General features: G+C 71.6%; 15 protein-coding genes. 14 read left to right on the plus strand and 1 reads right to left on the minus strand.

Annotation, left to right across the window (positions count from 1 at the left end; translation table 11 throughout):
- The first annotated feature begins 78 nt into the window (after positions 1 to 78).
- The 10 genes from GT358_RS14835 (at position 79) to GT358_RS14880 (ending at position 7,790) form a co-directional block, all read left to right on the plus strand.
- Positions 79 to 1,038 carry an ABC transporter ATP-binding protein gene (locus GT358_RS14835; protein WP_166583421.1) on the plus strand — a complete coding sequence of 320 codons (960 nt, stop codon included), beginning with the start codon at positions 79 to 81 and terminating at the stop codon, positions 1,036 to 1,038.
- Positions 1,035 to 1,796, plus strand: coding sequence for an ABC transporter permease (locus GT358_RS14840; protein ID WP_166583422.1), 762 nt, complete (start codon positions 1,035 to 1,037; stop codon positions 1,794 to 1,796). Before GT358_RS14835 ends, GT358_RS14840 begins: the two co-directional genes overlap by 4 nt.
- A 38-nt stretch (positions 1,797 to 1,834) precedes the next feature.
- Entirely contained in the window at positions 1,835 to 2,632 is a 798-nt protein-coding gene (locus GT358_RS14845; protein WP_166583423.1) for a S49 family peptidase, read from the plus strand.
- On the plus strand, positions 2,632 to 2,811 hold the full coding sequence (locus GT358_RS14850) for a hypothetical protein (RefSeq protein WP_166583424.1): 180 nt from the start codon (positions 2,632 to 2,634) through the stop codon (positions 2,809 to 2,811). The genes GT358_RS14845 and GT358_RS14850 overlap by 1 nt, the downstream gene beginning before the upstream one ends.
- Positions 2,808 to 3,584, plus strand: a complete 777-nt coding sequence (locus tag GT358_RS14855; RefSeq protein WP_166583425.1) for an SDR family oxidoreductase — start codon at positions 2,808 to 2,810, stop codon at positions 3,582 to 3,584. Before GT358_RS14850 ends, GT358_RS14855 begins: the two co-directional genes overlap by 4 nt.
- A gap of 57 nt (positions 3,585 to 3,641) precedes the next feature.
- On the plus strand, positions 3,642 to 5,525 hold the full coding sequence (gene uvrC, locus GT358_RS14860) for an excinuclease ABC subunit UvrC (RefSeq protein ID WP_166583426.1): 1,884 nt from the start codon (positions 3,642 to 3,644) through the stop codon (positions 5,523 to 5,525).
- An 82-nt stretch (positions 5,526 to 5,607) separates the two neighbouring features.
- On the plus strand, positions 5,608 to 6,228 hold the full coding sequence (gene pgsA / locus GT358_RS14865) for a CDP-diacylglycerol--glycerol-3-phosphate 3-phosphatidyltransferase (protein WP_166583435.1): 621 nt from the start codon (positions 5,608 to 5,610) through the stop codon (positions 6,226 to 6,228).
- Positions 6,228 to 6,476, plus strand: coding sequence for a molybdopterin converting factor subunit 1 (gene moaD, locus GT358_RS14870; protein ID WP_166583427.1), 249 nt, complete (start codon positions 6,228 to 6,230; stop codon positions 6,474 to 6,476). The genes pgsA and moaD overlap by 1 nt, the downstream gene beginning before the upstream one ends.
- Position 6,477: 1 nt before the next feature.
- The gene (locus GT358_RS14875) at positions 6,478 to 6,942 is read left to right on the plus strand and encodes a molybdenum cofactor biosynthesis protein MoaE (protein ID WP_166583428.1); all 465 of its coding nucleotides are present in this window, start codon (positions 6,478 to 6,480) and stop codon (positions 6,940 to 6,942) included.
- A gap of 41 nt (positions 6,943 to 6,983) precedes the next feature.
- On the plus strand, positions 6,984 to 7,790 hold the full coding sequence (locus GT358_RS14880) for an EAL domain-containing protein (protein WP_166583429.1): 807 nt from the start codon (positions 6,984 to 6,986) through the stop codon (positions 7,788 to 7,790).
- A 31-nt stretch (positions 7,791 to 7,821) separates the two neighbouring features.
- Here the strand turns inward: GT358_RS14880 and GT358_RS14885 are convergent, their stop codons facing one another.
- On the minus strand, positions 7,822 to 8,625 hold the full coding sequence (locus GT358_RS14885) for an SDR family oxidoreductase (protein ID WP_166583430.1): 804 nt from the start codon (positions 8,623 to 8,625) through the stop codon (positions 7,822 to 7,824).
- A gap of 130 nt (positions 8,626 to 8,755) precedes the next feature.
- Here GT358_RS14885 and treZ point away from each other — a divergent pair, with 130 nt between their 5' ends.
- From treZ to glgX, 4 genes are all read left to right on the plus strand, one after another.
- A complete protein-coding gene (gene treZ, locus GT358_RS14890) occupies positions 8,756 to 10,534 on the plus strand; it encodes a malto-oligosyltrehalose trehalohydrolase (protein WP_166583431.1) in 1,779 nt (592 codons plus the stop codon).
- Complete coding sequence (gene treY, locus GT358_RS14895) at positions 10,531 to 12,798, plus strand: malto-oligosyltrehalose synthase (RefSeq protein ID WP_166583432.1); 2,268 nt, start codon at positions 10,531 to 10,533, stop codon at positions 12,796 to 12,798. The genes treZ and treY overlap by 4 nt, the downstream gene beginning before the upstream one ends.
- 82 nt (positions 12,799 to 12,880) lie before the next feature.
- Positions 12,881 to 14,077, plus strand: coding sequence for a hypothetical protein (locus GT358_RS14900; RefSeq protein WP_166583433.1), 1,197 nt, complete (start codon positions 12,881 to 12,883; stop codon positions 14,075 to 14,077).
- Positions 14,077 to 15,369 (plus strand): glycogen debranching protein GlgX (glgX, locus tag GT358_RS14905; RefSeq protein ID WP_166583434.1); only part of this gene is annotated, 1,293 nt, incomplete at its 3' end. The genes GT358_RS14900 and glgX, both read left to right, overlap by 1 nt.

Below are 15,369 nucleotides of genomic sequence, written 5' to 3' on the forward strand. Positions count from 1 at the left end.
CCGCACGGGGGCGGCTTGGCGGCGCCCGGCGACCGGAGTATCGCTGGCGCGACCGCCGCAAGGGAGGCTCCCGCGACCATGGCTCCGATCCTCTCCGTCCGCGGATTGCGCAAGGTCTACGACAACGGCTTCGAGGCGCTGAAGGGCGTGGACCTCGACGTCCAGCCGGGCGAGATCCTGGCGCTGCTCGGCCCCAACGGCGCGGGCAAGACGACGCTCATCTCCTGCGCCTGCGGGCTGTCCACCCCGACCGCGGGGACGATCACCGTGGGCGGATATGACATCCGCCGCGACTGGCGCGCCGCGCGCTCGCTCGTGGGCCTCGTGCCGCAGGAGATCACGCTCGAATCTTTCGAAAAGGTGAAAAACACGGTCGCCTTCTCGCGCGGACTCTGGGGCAAGCCGCGCGACGATGCCGCGGTGGAGCGCGTCCTCAGGCGCCTGTCGCTCTGGGACAAGGCCGAGGGCAACGCGATCACCCTCTCGGGGGGCATGAAGCGGCGCGTGCTGATCGCCAAGGCGCTCGCCCACGAGCCGCGGCTGCTGTTTCTCGACGAGCCCACGGCCGGCGTGGACGTGGAGCTGCGCCGCGACATGTGGCGCGTGGTGGACGAGCTGCGCCGCGACGGCGTGACCATCATCCTGACCACCCACTACATCGAGGAGGCCGAGGCCATCGCCGACCGCGTCGCCGTCATCAACAAGGGGCGCATCCTGCTGGTGGAGGACAAGGCGACGCTGATGCGGCGCATGGGGCGCAAGGTGCTGCGCATCGACCTGCAGGCGCCGCTCGCGACCATCCCCGAGCGGCTGGGGCGCTTCGGCCTGGCGCTGGGGCAGGACGGCCGGCAGCTGTCCTACGAATACGACACCAAGGCCGAGCGGACGGGCATCGCCACCCTTCTCGCCGCCCTGGCCGAGGAGGGGATCGCGGTCGCCGACCTCGACACGGAGGCCTCGAGCCTCGAGGAGATCTTTGTGGACCTCGTGGCGCGGGACGGCTCGGGCCCGGCGGCGGAACCCGGGGAAGCGGCATGAACTGGCGCGCGGTCTGGGCCATCTTCCGGCAGGAGATGGGGCGGTTCTTCCGCACCTTCTGGCAGTCGCTCGTGGCGCCCGTCATCTCCACCTCGCTCTACTTCGTGGTCTTCGGCGCGGCGATCGGCGGCCGCATCCAGGAGGTGGAGGGCGTCTCCTACGGGGCCTTCATCGTGCCGGGCCTCATCATGCTGTCGGTGATGACCCAGGCCACCTCCAACGCGGCCTTCGGCATCTACATGCCCAAGTTCGTGGGCACCGTGTACGAGGTGCTCTCGGCCCCTGTCAGCGCCTTCGAGGCGGTGCTGGGCTATGTCGGCGCGGCCGCGGCCAAGGCGCTGGCGATCGGGGTCGTCATCCTGCTGACCTCCACGCTGTTCGTGGACCTGCGCATCCAGAACGTGCCGGCGATGGTCGCCTTTCTGGTGCTCACCTGCCTCAGCTTCGCGCTTCTGGGCTTCATCATCGGCATCTGGGCGCGCAACTTCGACCAGCTCCAGCTGATCCCGCTTCTGGTCATCACGCCGCTCGTGTTCCTCGGGGGCACGTTCTATTCCGTCTCGATGCTGCCGCCCGCCTGGCAGGACGTGGCGCTGCTCAACCCGGTCATGTACCTCGTCTCGGGCTTCCGGTGGTCCTTCTTCGGGGTCGCAGACGTGCCCGTGGCCGTGTCGCTGCTCGCCATCGCCCTGTTCGGGGGGCTGTGCCTCCTCGGGGTCTGGCTGATCTTCCGCACCGGCTGGCGGCTGCGGCGCTGAGGCTTGCCGGCCCGCCGCCCGGGGTCTAACTGGGGCGCATGGCCCTTCTTCCCGACCTGTTCCGCCCGCGGCGGCCCGTCGTCTCCGTTCTCCGGCTCCAGGGCGCGATCGGGGTGGGGGGCGCGCGCGGCCTGTCGGACGCGGCGCTTGCGCCCCTGATCGAGGGGGCCTTCCGCGGCCGCCCGGCGGCGGTGGCGCTCCAGATCAACTCGCCCGGCGGATCGGCCGTACAATCCTCGCTGATCGCCGCGCGCATCCGGCGGCTGGCCGACGACAAGCGCGTGCCCGTGCTGGCCTTCGTCGAGGACGTGGCCGCCTCGGGCGGATACTGGCTCGCCTCGGCCGCGGACGAGATCTTCTGCGACGAGGGCTCCATGCTGGGATCGATCGGCGTCATCGCGGCGGGGTTCGGCTTTCACGACCTCATCGCGCGTCTCGGCGTGGAGCGGCGCGTCCACACGGCAGGCCGGTCCAAGTCGATCCTCGACCCCTTCCGCCCCGAGCGCGAGGAGGATGTCGCGCGCCTGCGCCGCTGGCTCGACCAGCTGCACGAGGTGTTCATCGCCCAGGTCCGCGCCCGCCGCGGCGCGCGCCTCGCCGACGATCCGGACCTGTTCTCGGGCGAGATCTGGATCGGCCGGCAGGCGGTGGAGAAGGGGCTGGCCGACGGGGTGGGCCATCTCGCCCCCGTCCTCAAGGAGCGGTTCGGACCCAGGGTGCGGATGCGCCGGCTGGCGCCGCGCCGCCCCTTCCTGTCGCGGCTCGGCTTCTCCGTGGCCGAGGATCTCGCCGCGCTGGCCGAGGAGCGGGCGGCCTTTGCGCGCTTCGGCCTGTGATGCTCGTCAAGGTCGCGATCCTCTTTCTGGCCTTCATGGCGCTCATCGGCTGGATCGGCCGCTGGCTGGTCCGCCTGCGCCCGCCCAAGGCGCCGCCGCGGCTGGGCGCGGCGCGCTGCCCGGCCTGCGGGCGGCCGCGGATCGGGCGGAGCGCCTGTCCCTGCGGGGGGGCGGCGTGACCGCGCTCGTCACCGGGGCGGGGGCGCGGATCGGCCGCGCGCTCGCGCTGCGCCTCGCGGAGCGGGGCCATGACGTGGCGGTGCATTATGCCACCTCCGAAGCCGGCGCGCACGAGACCGTCTCCGCCATCCGGGCCCTGGGCCGGCGCGCGGTCGCGCTGCGGGCGGACCTGCTCGACGAGGAGGAGACGGCAGGGCTGCTGCCGCGCGCGGCCCGGGCGCTGGGCGCGCCCGTCACGGTCCTCGTCAACAACGCCTCCATCTTCGAATACGACACGCTCGAGACCGCCACGCGCACGAGCTGGGACCGCCATTTCGGCTCCAACCTCCGCGCGCCCTTCGTGCTGACCCAGGCGCTCGCCGCCCAGATGCCCGCGCCCGACACCGATGCCGCCGGAGAGCCGGTGGCCCGCGGCCTCGTGGTCAACCTGATCGACCAGCGCGTGCAGAAGCCCACGCCCGAATTCATGACCTACACGCTGGCCAAGTTCGGCCTCTGGGCCTTCACGCGGACGGCCGCGCAGGCGCTCGCGCCCCGGGTGCGGGTGAACGCGATCGGCCCCGGCCCCACGCTGCGCGGCGCGCGCCAGTCGCCCGAACACTTCGCCCGCCAGCGCGCCGCCACGATCCTCGGCCGCGGCACGAGCCCCGCCGAGATCGCCGCCGCGCTGGACTTCTTCCTCGACGCGCCGGGCGTGACGGGCCAGCTTCTGTGCGTGGACGGCGGCCAGCATCTCGCCTGGCGAACCCCGGACGTGCTCGGCGTGGAGTGACGCCGCCGTGAGGGGGCGGTTGCAGGCCCGACTCCGCGCGCCCTAGACTGGCGCCCCATGAGTCCCGACGACCTGCCCGATCCCCACACACCCGCCCCCGGCGAGCCCGCGACCGGGCCCGGACGGATCGCCTCCTATCTGCGCCAGCTCGACGCCTCGCCGGGCGTGTACCGGATGCTCGATGCCCAGAGCCGGGTGCTCTATGTCGGCAAGGCCAAGAACCTGCGCGCGCGCGTGGCCGCCTATGCGCGCCCCACCGGCCACTCGCCCCGGATCGCCCGCATGATCCGCGAGACGGCCTCCATGATGTTCCTGACCACCCGGACCGAGACGGAGGCCCTGCTGCTCGAGCAGAACCTCATCAAGCAGCTCCGGCCGCGCTACAACGTGCTCCTGCGCGACGACAAGTCGTTTCCGAACATCCTCGTGACCGCGCACCGCTTTCCCCAGATCCGCAAGCATCGCGGCGCGCGGACGGAGAAGGGCGACTATTTCGGCCCCTTCGCCTCGGCCGGCGCCGTCAACCGCACGCTGACCCAGCTCCAGAAGGCGTTCCTTTTGCGCTCCTGCACGGATTCGGTCTTCGCCTCGCGCACGCGGCCCTGCCTGCTCCACCAGATCCGCCGCTGCTCGGCGCCTTGCGTGGGCCTCGTCTCCGAGGCGGACTATGCCGAGGCGGTACACGACGCCGCGCGCTTCCTGTCGGGCAAGAGCACCCGGGTGCAGGAGACGCTCGCCGCCCAGATGCACGAGGCCGCCCAAGCCATGGAGTTCGAGCGTGCCGCTGCCCTGCGCGACCGCATCCGCGCGCTCACGGCCGTCCAGACCGCCCAGGGCATCAACCCCCGCACGGTGGCCGAGGCCGACATCGTCGCGCTGCACCTCGAGGGCGGACAGGCCTGCGTGCAGGTGTTCTTCATCCGCGCCAACCAGAACTGGGGCAACCACGACTTCTACCCCCGCCTCGGCGGCGAGGAGGATGCGGCCGAGGTCATGCAGGCCTTCCTGCTCCAGTTCTACGACGGGCGCGAGCCGCCGCCCCTGATCCTCGCCTCCTGCGGGCCCGAGGACCCCGACCTCGTCATGGCGGCCCTGTCGGAGAAGGCCGGCCGCCGGGTGGATCTGACCGTTCCCAGGCGCGGCGAGAAGGCCGAACTGGTCGAGGGCGCGCTGCGCAACGCCCGCGAAAGCCTCGCCCGGCGGATGAGCGAATCGGCCGCGCAGGCCCGGCTCCTGGAGGGTCTGGCCGAGGCGTTCGGCCTCTCCGCGCCTCCCCGCCGGATCGAGATCTACGACAACAGCCACACCGTGGGCACCCATGCCGTCGGCGCCTTTGTCGTCTCGGGCCCCGACGGGTTCGAGAAGGGCCAGTACCGCAAGTTCAACATCGAGGGCGCCAGGCCCGGCGACGACCTCGGCATGATGCGCGAGGTGCTCTCGCGCCGCTTCGGCCGCCTGCTGCGCGAGGACCCCGACCGCGAGGGTGCGGGCTGGCCGGACCTCGTGCTGATCGACGGCGGGCAGGGGCAGGTCAATGCCGCGGCCGAGGTCCTGGCCGAGATGGGGCTCCACGACATCCCGCTGCTCGGCGTGGCCAAGGGCGTGGACCGCGACGCCGGCAAGGAGGAGTTCTGGCGCCCCGGCATCCCGCGGCCCTTTGCGCTGCCGCGCAACGACCCCGTCCTCTACTTCGTCCAGCGCCTGCGCGACGAGGCGCACCGATTCGCCATCGGCACGCACCGCGCCAGGCGCGCCAGGTCCCTTCTTGCCAGCCCGCTGGACGAGATCGCGGGCGTGGGCGCCACGCGCAAGCGCGCGCTGCTCAGCCATTTCGGTTCGGCCAAGGCGGTCGCCCGGGCGGCGCTCGCCGACCTCAAGGCCGTGCCGGGCATCTCCGACCAGCTGGCCGAGGCGATCTACGCCCATTTCCACGAGACCTGACGGCGCCTCCGCCGCACCCGCCCCGGCAAGCGTCGCCCCGCCGCTGGCGGCGGCCGGATGCAGCCGCTAGGGTCCCCCCATGATCGTCTGGACCATCCCCAACACGCTGACCGTCCTGCGCCTTCTGGCGGCGCCGGGCGTGGCGGTGATGTTTCTCTACTTCTCGCGGCCCTGGGCCGACTTCCTCGCGCTGACGCTGTTTGTCGGCGCGGCCATCACCGATTGGTTCGACGGCTATCTCGCGCGGCTGTGGAAGCAGGAAAGCCGCTTCGGCGCCATGCTCGATCCCATCGCCGACAAGGCCATGGTGGTGATCGCGATCATGGTCATCACCGGCTACAACGGCATGAATCCCTGGCTGATCCTGCCCGCCACCGTGATCCTGTTCCGCGAGGTCTTCGTCTCGGGCCTGCGCGAATATCTGGGCGAGCGGGCGCGCCGCCTTGCCGTCACGCCGCTGGCCAAGTGGAAGACCACCGCCCAGATGGTCGCCATCGCCGTCCTCTTTCTCGGCACGGGTCTCAAGGTCATGGAACTGCCGCTGCCGCCGCGCGTGGGGCGGGTGGGCCTGCCCACCGGCACGACCTGGGCCGATTTCGCCAACTGGACGGGGCTCCTGCTGATCTGGGTCGCGGCCGGGCTGACCTTTGCCACGGGCTGGGACTATTTCCGCAAGTCCCTGCCGCTGCTCAAGGATGCCTGATGATCGAGGTGCTCTACTTCGCCTGGCTGCGCGAACGCACGGGCCTGTCGCGCGAGACGGTCGAGACGCAGGCCGCCACGGTGGCCGACCTCGTGGAGGAATTGCGCGCGCGCAGCGAGGGGCACGCGCTGGCCTTCTCGGACCTGCGCGCGGTGCGCGCGGCCGTGGACCGCCGCCTCGCGGGGCTCGACGCGCCGCTCGCCGGCGCGCGCGAGGTCGCCTTCTTTCCGCCCATGACGGGGGGCTGAGATGGAGGTGGAGCTGCGCGAGGCCCCCTTCGATCCCGCGGCCGAACTGGCCGCCTTTGCCGCCCCCGGCGCCGGGGCCGTCGTCACCTTTACCGGCGTGGTGCGGGGGGATGACGGGGTGGAGCGGCTCGAGATCGAGCACTGGCCCGGCGCGACCGAGGAGGCGATCGCCGCCATGGTGCAGGAGGCGCGGGCGCGCTTCGCGCTGTCGGCCGTGCGCGTGGTCCATCGCCACGGCACCCTGCAGGCGGGCGAGCCGATCATGATGGTGCTCGCCGCAGCCCCCCACCGCCGCGCCGCCTTCGAGGCGGCGGATTTCCTGATGGACTGGCTCAAGTCCCGCGCGCCCTTCTGGAAGAAGGCGCACCGCGCCGGGAGCGCGGCCTGGGTCGAGGCACGGTCCGAGGACGAGGCGGCCCTGTCGCGCTGGGGCGACGGCCGAGGGCCGGCGTCAACGGTTTCTTAACACCTGCCTGGTAGGGTGATCCTGCGAATCGGGGGCAGGCCATGCAGGTGGGGGTTGATCCGGGCCGTGGGGCAGCGGCGTCGGGGGGGGACGGTCCGCAATCGCCGCTGGAATGGGCGGCGCGACTGCACGAGGCGGACCTGCCTGCCATGATCCGGGAGGCATTGGCGCGCGACCGTGCCCAACTGGCCTTCCAGCCGGTCGTCACGGCCGGCCGGCCGCCGCGGGTGGCCTTCTACGAGGGGTTCATCCGCCTTCTGGACGAACGGGGCACGCCGCTGCCCGCGGGAGCCTTCTTCGAGAAGGTGGAAGAGTCGGGACTGGGGCGCGAACTGGACTGCGCGGCCCTCCGCCTCGGGCTCCAGATGCTGCGTCGCCAGCCGCGGCTGAGGCTGGCCATCAACATGTCGGCCCGGTCCATCGGCGACGGGACGTGGCGGCGGATCCTCGAGGCGGGTCTGGCCGAGGTGGGCGACCGGCTGATCCTCGAGATCAGCGAGGGCTCCGCCATGCTCCTGCCCGAACTGGTCGGCCGCTTCATGGCCGAGGTGCAGCCCCGCGGCGTCAGCTTCGCCCTGGACGATTTCGGCGCCGGGCTGATCGCCTTCCGCCATCTGCGCGACTTCCTCTTCGACTGCGTGAAGGTGGACCGCCTGTTCGTCTCCGGGATCGACCGCTCGCCCGACAACCAGGTTCTGGTCGAGGCTCTGGTGACGGTCGCCCGCCAGTTCGGCATGTTCGCCGTGGCCGAGGGGGTGGAAACGGAGGCCGAGGCCGCGCATCTGCGCAGCCTCGGGGTGGACTGCCTTCAGGGCTACCTGTTCGGCCGCCCCGCTCTCCGGCTGTGACCGGGTGGACAGGGGGCGGAGAGGGCGCGGCTCAGCCCCCGACCGGGATGCCGCCGTTGACGTGGATCGTCTGCCCCGTGACATAGGAGCCGTCCTCGGAGGCAAGGAACAGATAGGCGGGCGCCACCTCCCAGGCTTCGCCGGGCCGCTTGAGATAGGTGTCCTGACCGAACTGGGCGACCTTGTCGGGCGGCATCGTTTCGGGGATGAAGGGCGTCCAGATCGGGCCCGGCGCCACCGCGTTCACGCGGATGCCCTTCTCAGCCAGCTGTGCGGCAAGGCTGCGCAGCAGCGCCAGTTCCGCCCCCTTGCCCATCGCATAATCCACGAGCGTGGGATTGCCGCGAAACGCGACGACCGAGGAGGTGCCGATGATCGAGCCTCCCTCGCCCATGGCGGGCAGGGCGGCCTGGATCGTCCACAGATAGCCCAGCGCGTTGACGAACAGAGTCTTTTGCGCCTGATCCTCGGGAATCTCGAGCACGTCCTCCTTGTTGACCTGCATGGAGGCGTTGCAGACCAGCACGTCGAGCCGCCCGCCGAGCCACTCGATCGCCTCGCGCGTGGCGGCCTTGTTGGAGGCGGCATCGCCCGCATCCATCTGCACCTTGTACCCCTCGGCGCCGAAGTCCCGCATCCGCGCCAGGGTCTCGTCGGCATCGTCGGGATCGGAATGGTAGGCGATGGCGACCCGGGCGCCTTCGCGGGCAAACAGGAGCGCCGTCGCACGGCCGATCCCGGACGAGGCGCCGGTGATGAAGGCGGTCTTGCCCCTGAGCTTGTCGGCTCCGCGGCCGCGCGGGGCCTCGTCGAAGGGTTTGGCGGGATCGGGCATGGCATCCTCCTGTTCGACTGCCTCGCCGGGTGGCAACGCACCGGCGCGCTCTTTGTTCAACTTTGCCGCGCCCGCGAGGAACCGGCTCGCGCCGCCGCCGTTCGCCACGGGCCTAGCCAAGGAGACCTCCATGCCCGATGCCGCCCGTCCTGCCGCCCCGGGGCATGCGCCCCTGGCCCGCCGCCCGCGCTGCTGGGGCGCCGAGCCGCTGGGGACGGGGCGATGGCGCTGGGCGCTCTGGGCGCCCGAGGCCGCGGAGGTGGCGCTCGACCACCGCGGTGTCGTCCGCCCGATGCGGCGAGAGGAGGACGGCTTCTGGCGGATCGAGGAGGAAGGCCGACCGGGCGAGGCCTACAGCTTCGTGGTGGACGGCCGCAGGACGCCCGATCCCCTGGCCCGCGCGCAGGCCGGATCGGACCCGATGGGCCCCTCCCTCCTCGTCGATCCCGCCGCCTATGCCTGGCGCTCCGCCTGGCCCGGCCGCCCGTGGGAGGAGGCGGTGCTCTACGAGATGCATGTGGGCACCTTCACGCCCGAAGGCACCTTCGCCGCCGCCCGCGCGCGCCTGCCGCGACTGGCCGAACTGGGGATCACGGCGCTCGAGGTGATGCCCGTGTCGCATTTCCCCGGCCGGCGCGGCTGGGGCTATGACGGCACGCTGCTCTTTGCGCCCCATCCCGCCTATGGCGGCCCCGACGACCTGCGCGCCTTCGTCGAGGCGGCCCAGGAGCAGGGGATCATGGTCATCCTCGACCTCGTGCTCAACCATTTCGGCCCCGAAGGGTCGGACATGCACCGCATCGCACCCGCCTTCTTCGACCCGGAGGAGCACTCGCCCTGGGGGGCGGCCATCGCCTTCGGCGAGCCGGCGGTGCGCGCCTTCGCGCTCGACCTGTGCCTGGGGCTGATCGGCGAATACCGTCTGGACGGTCTGCGGCTCGATGCCGTGCACGAGATCCGCGACCCTCATTCCGAGACCCACATCCTCGCCGAACTGGGACAGGCCGTCGCCGCCGAGGAATGGGGCCGGCCCGTGCACCTGATCTACGAGGACGCGCGCAACAACCCGGTGGAGATCCGCGACAGCCATGCCCGCGCACAATGGGCCGACGACTTCCACCACGCGATGCACCCGATCCTGACGGGCGAGAACAAGGGCTGGCTCGCCCCCTTTGCCGAAAACCCCTGGGAGAAGATGCGCCGCGTCCTCGGCGAGGGCTTTGCCGAGCCGGGGGAGGGCGCGCCGGAGCCGGAGGAGGGCCTCCCGGTCTATGGCCTGCCCTGGACCGCCTTCATCTGCCACAACCAGAATCACGATCAGGTCGGCAACCGCCCGGATGGGGCGCGCCTCATCACCCTGGCCGGGCACGACCGCGCCGTGGAGGTGGCCCATGCGCTGCTGCTCTGCTCGCCCTTCGTGCCGATGCTCTGGATGGGCGAGGAAGCGGGCGAACGCGGCCCGTTCCACTTCTTCTGCGACCTGTCCGACGATCTGGCCGAAGCGATCCGGCAGGGGCGGCGCGACCAGTTCGGAACGATGTTTCCGGACGCCGGCGACTTTCCCGACCCCCTCGATCCGGCAACCTTCGAGGAATCCCGCCCCTTTGCGGCCGGAACGGACGAGGAGGCGCAGCGCTGGCTCGGTCTCACGGCTCGGCTTCTCGCGCTCCGGCATGAACGGATCGTGCCGCTTCTGAAGTCGGGCCGCGCCGGTCCCGCACGGGTCGAACGCATCGGCGAGGGCGCGCTGTCGGCCCTCTGGCCCTTTGCGGGGGGCCGGCTGCGGATCCGGGTCAACCTGGGCGGCCCGCCGGACGCGCCGCCGCTCGAGGAGGGGCCGCCCGATTTCGTCCTGGGTCGGATCGACCGCGATCCCTTCGCCATTGCCGTGTCGGTGGAGCGGTCATGACGGGTCCTGCCTGGCGTCCGCGCGCGACCTACCGGCTCCAGCTTCGCGACGGCATGACCTTTGCCCGCGCCGCGGAGCGCGTTCCCGCCATCCGCGACCTGGGGGCCGACGGTCTCTACCTGTCGCCCATCTTCACGGCCACGGCCGGCTCCACCCACGGCTATGACGTGACGGACCCCACGGAGATCGATCCCGCCCTCGGCGGGCGGGAGGGCTTCGAACGGCTGGCGGCTGCGGCCCGATCGGCCGGTCTGGGGATCATCCTCGACATCGTGCCCAACCACACGGCCTTCAGCCTGGAGAATCCCTGGCTTTGCGACGTGCTGCGGCACGGGGAGCGGTCCCGCTGGGCCCGCCATTTCGACATCGACTGGTCGCGCGGCCGGCTGGTCCTGCCGTTCCTGCCCGAACCCTTCGAGGCCATGCTCGAAGCCGGGGAGATCCGGGCCGAGGACGGCGAGCACGGGCCCCTTCTGCGCGCGGGCGAGATCGCGGTGCCTCTGACGCCCCATCCTCTCACCGACGAGGAGCGCGCCGGCGAGCCCGAGGCGATCCGCGCCCTTCACGCCCGGCAGGCCTGGCGTCTGGCCCATTGGGAACTGGAGCGCGACGGCGTCACCCACCGGCGCTTCTTCAACGTGACGGCGCTGATCGGCATGCGGGTGGAAGATCAGGGCGTGTTCGAGGACACGCACGCGCTGATCCTCGACCTGGTCGCGGCGGGTCTGGTCCAGGGTCTCAGGATCGATCACGTGGACGGGCTGGCCGAGCCCGGCGCCTATCTGGAGCGCCTGCGGGCAGCGGCGCCCGGCATTCCCGTCTGGGTCGAGAAGATCCTCGTGGGGGACGAGCGGCTTCCGCCCTGGCCGGTCGAGGGGACCACCGGCTACGAGGCCGGAGCGGCCATCGTGCGCCTGCTCACCGGGGCAGCGGGTCTGGACCGGCTCGACGGATTCTGGCGGGCCGCGACGGGCGAGGAGCGATCCTGGGACGAGACGCTCCGCGACGCCAAGGCCCAGGTCATCCGGCAGGACCTCGCGGCCGAGCTGGCCCAGCTCAAGGCGCTGGCGCTCGCGGCGGCGGAAGCCTCCGGCGAGATCGAGGCGGGCGAGGAGGCGCTGCGCGAAGCCGTTCTCGCCCTTCTGGTGGAGATCCCGCGCTACCGGACCTATCTCGAGGCGCCGGCCTCTCCGCGGCTGGAGGAGGATCGCGCGCTGCTGCGGGCGGCAGCCGATCGCGCGGCAGAGGGTCTGGTCAGCGATCGGGCGTTGCGCTTTGTCGCCGAAGCCATGGCGGACGGGACCACGGAGGAGGCGCGGCGGCTGCGCTGCCGCTTCCAGCAGGTGTCCGGGGCGCTCATGGCCAAGGCGCAGGAGGACACCTCCTTCTTCCGGTTCACGCGCTGCCTCGCGCATTGCGAGGTCGGCGCCGATCCCGGCGAGCCGGTCTGGGAGGCGGAGCGGTTTGCCGCCTGGCTGCGCGATCAGGGCGAGGGCAGCCTCGTGCTCACCTCGTCCCACGACACCAAGCGGGCCGAGGATGCGCGGATGCGTCTGGTCGCCATGACGCACCGGCCCGAGGCGTTCATGGCCCTGTGGGAGCATGCCGGACGGGTGACCGGGGCTGAGAGCGTTCCCCCGGCCCATCGGTGGTACGTCCTCCAGAGCCTTCTGGCCATCTGGGAGGAGGGCCGCGACGATCTGGAGGACCGCCTGGTGCTCCATCTGGAGAAGGCCCTGCGCGAGGCCCGCGAGGTCACCACCTGGACCCATCCCCGGCCCGAAGCGGAAGAGCAGGTGGAAACCTATGCCCGCGCGCTCGTGCGGTCCTGGCACAGGGACAAGCCGCCCGAAGCCGAGGCGCTGATGATGCTGGGCGACATGCTGTCGCTGGCCCAGCTGGCCATCAAGGCCCTGCTGCCCGGCCCGCCCGACTTCTACCAGGGGGCCGAGAACGCGCTCCATCATCTCACCGATCCGGACAACCGCCTGGCGGTGGACTGGTCCGGGATCGCCAGCCCGGCGGCCGGCGGTCTGTCCGAGGCCAAGCTGCACCTGACGCGCCTGCTGCTCGAGCTGCGCCGCGACCGGCCGGAACTGTTCCGCGGCGCCCCGGTGGTCGAGGCCGCCCCGGACGGATTCGATCTGGTGCGGCCGGGCGGCGGAGAGCGCCTGCGGCTTCGCCTGCGCTGGGGCGGCGGCGCGACAGGCGCGCTCTGGCAGGGGGCAGGAGGATGCCTCGCGCTCGATCTGGAGGGAGCATGACGGCGGAACCCGTCCGGGGCGGCCGCGTTGCTGTGCGGGGATCGGCCGGCATCGGCCGGAGCGGCCGGCAGGGGACCCGGGCATGACAGCGGACGACGCGGCATCGACCTGCCCGCCGGAGGGCGAAGGCGCCGAGGACATCCTGGTCGTGCTGATGGCCAACGGTCGGGCTCCGGGCCTTCATGAATTGTCCGGGGTCGGGGACGCGGCAGCCCTTCCCTTGGCCGGCCGCAGGCTGGCGGATTTCGCGCTGCACTGCGCTGCGCATCTGCGGCCGGGCGCCATCGCCGTCGTCACGCGGCCATCCTCGGCTGCGCTCCGGCAGCATGTGTCCCTGGCCTGGGCGGACGCCTTCGCGCGGCTGATCCTGCGGGAGGAGCCCGTCGGCGACGGCGAAGATGCTTCTCCGACGGACGCGCTGCAGACGCTGCGCGGGGACATCGGCGCGCTGCGCCCGCGCAGCGTCCTCCTGCTGCGGGCGGACCAAGTCGTGACGCTCGATCTGCGGGACCTTCTGGCCGCCCATCATGCGAACGGGCGGGCCGTCACCCTTGCGGTGCGACCCGACCTGCCGGGACCGGCATTCGACGATCCGGAGCCGGAAGGCGAGGCCGACGACACGATGCACGGGCCCTGCCGCGGTCCGTCCCGGCGGAACAGCCCGGAGATCCGAGGATCTGCGCCCTTTGCCGGCGTCCAGGCGTGTGCGTTCGAGACAGGCTGGCTTCTGGACCGCCTACGCAGTCAGCCGGCCGACGGAATCGCGGACATCCTGCGTGCGGCCCTCCGGGCCGGCGAGCTTGCCATCTGGCCGTCGCAGCGCTTCTGGCGCGACGTGACGACGCTCGATGCCTTCCGGGAAACCTGGCTCGAGATCGCGCAGGGTCGCGCAGGCTGCGCGCTTCCGCCGGAAGATCCGCTGCTGCGGTCCGAGGATGCGACCGGGCGCCTGTCTCTCGAGACGGGGGGGCTGGTGCTCAGCGCGTCGCCCTGGGGTGCGCGGCGGCGCGGCCGGTGGACGCTTCTCGAGGACAGCGTCGTCATGCCGGGGGCGCGGCTCGCTCCCGGTGCCCGGCTGTGCCGCACGATCGCCGCGCCCGGAGCCGTGATCCCGGCCGGTCTGTGCGTGGGAGAAGATCCCGACGAGGATCGCCGCTGGTTCCGCGTCGCGCCCGGCGGGACGACCCTGATCACCCCCTCCATGCTCGCCCGCCGCGCTGCCGAACGGATGCGCCTCCGGACGGGCTTTCGCCTCAACCCCCAGCCAGGTGCCTCCTGATGCTCAAGCGGCCGGTTCCGACCGACACCCTTGCCTTTGACCGCTCCCGCTCGCGCCCGGACCATCTGGGCGCCGAGTTCGACGGGGAAGGGACGACCTTTGCCCTCTTCAGCGAGAACGCGACGCGCGTGGAGCTGTGCCTGTTCGACGACGAGGGTCGCCACGAGACGCACCGCCTCGACCTGCCCGAGATGGAAGGCGGCGTGTGGCACGGCTACCTGCCCGGGATCGGGCCCGGCCAGGTCTATGGCTACCGCGTCCACGGCCCCTATGCCCCGGCCGAAGGGCACCGCTTCAACCCGCACAAGCTCCTGCTCGACCCCTACGCGCGCGAGTTGCGCGGCGCAATCGAGTGGGACAACGCGCTTCACGGCTACGTGGTCGAGGAGGGTGACGACGACACACCCGACCCGCGCGACTCGGCGCCTTTCATGCCCAAGGCGGTTGTCGCAGATCCCGACTTCGACTGGGAGGCCGAGCGCGCCCTGCTCACCCGCTGGGAGGACACGCTGATCTACGAGGCGCATGTCCGCGGCCTGACCATGCGCCACCGGGACGTCCCGGAGCAGGATCGCGGCACGTTCCGCGGCCTTGCCGCACCGGCGATCATCGAGCATCTCCAGCGTCTGGGCGTGACCGCGATCGAGCTTCTGCCCGTCCACGCCTTCACCAACGACCGCTTCCTCGTGGAGAAGGGTTTGTCGAACTACTGGGGCTACAACACGCTGGGCTTCTTTGCCCCCCACGCCCCCTACCTGCGGACGGGCCGGATCCGAGAGGTCAAGGAGGCCATCCGCCGCTTTCACAAGGCGGGCATCGAGGTCATCCTCGACGTGGTCTACAACCACACCTGCGAGGGCAACGAAAAGGGTCCCACGCTCTCGTTCCGCGGCATCGACAACGCGACCTACTACCTGCTCTCGCCCGAGGACCGGCGCCATTCGTTCGACACGACGGGGACGGGCAACACGCTCAACATCGCCCATCCCATGGTGCTGCGCATGGTGCTCGATTCCTTGCGCTACTGGGTGCAGGTCATGCACGTGGACGGGTTCCGCTTCGACCTCGCCTCGACGCTGGGCCGCGAGAGCACGGGCTTCGAGCGCGAGGGCGCCTTCTTTGCGGCCATCCGGCAGGACCCGATCCTGTCCACCGTCAAGCTGATCGCCGAGCCGTGGGACGTGGGCGAGGGCGGCTATCAGGTGGGAGGATTCCCCTGGCCCTTCCGGGAATGGAACGACAAGTTCCGCGACGATGCCCGTGCCTTCTGGCGCAAGGACCCGGGCCTCGTG

Source organism: Rubellimicrobium sp. CFH 75288 (assembly GCF_009904055.1).
In the GTDB taxonomy this organism is placed as follows: domain Bacteria; phylum Pseudomonadota; class Alphaproteobacteria; order Rhodobacterales; family Rhodobacteraceae; genus Rubellimicrobium.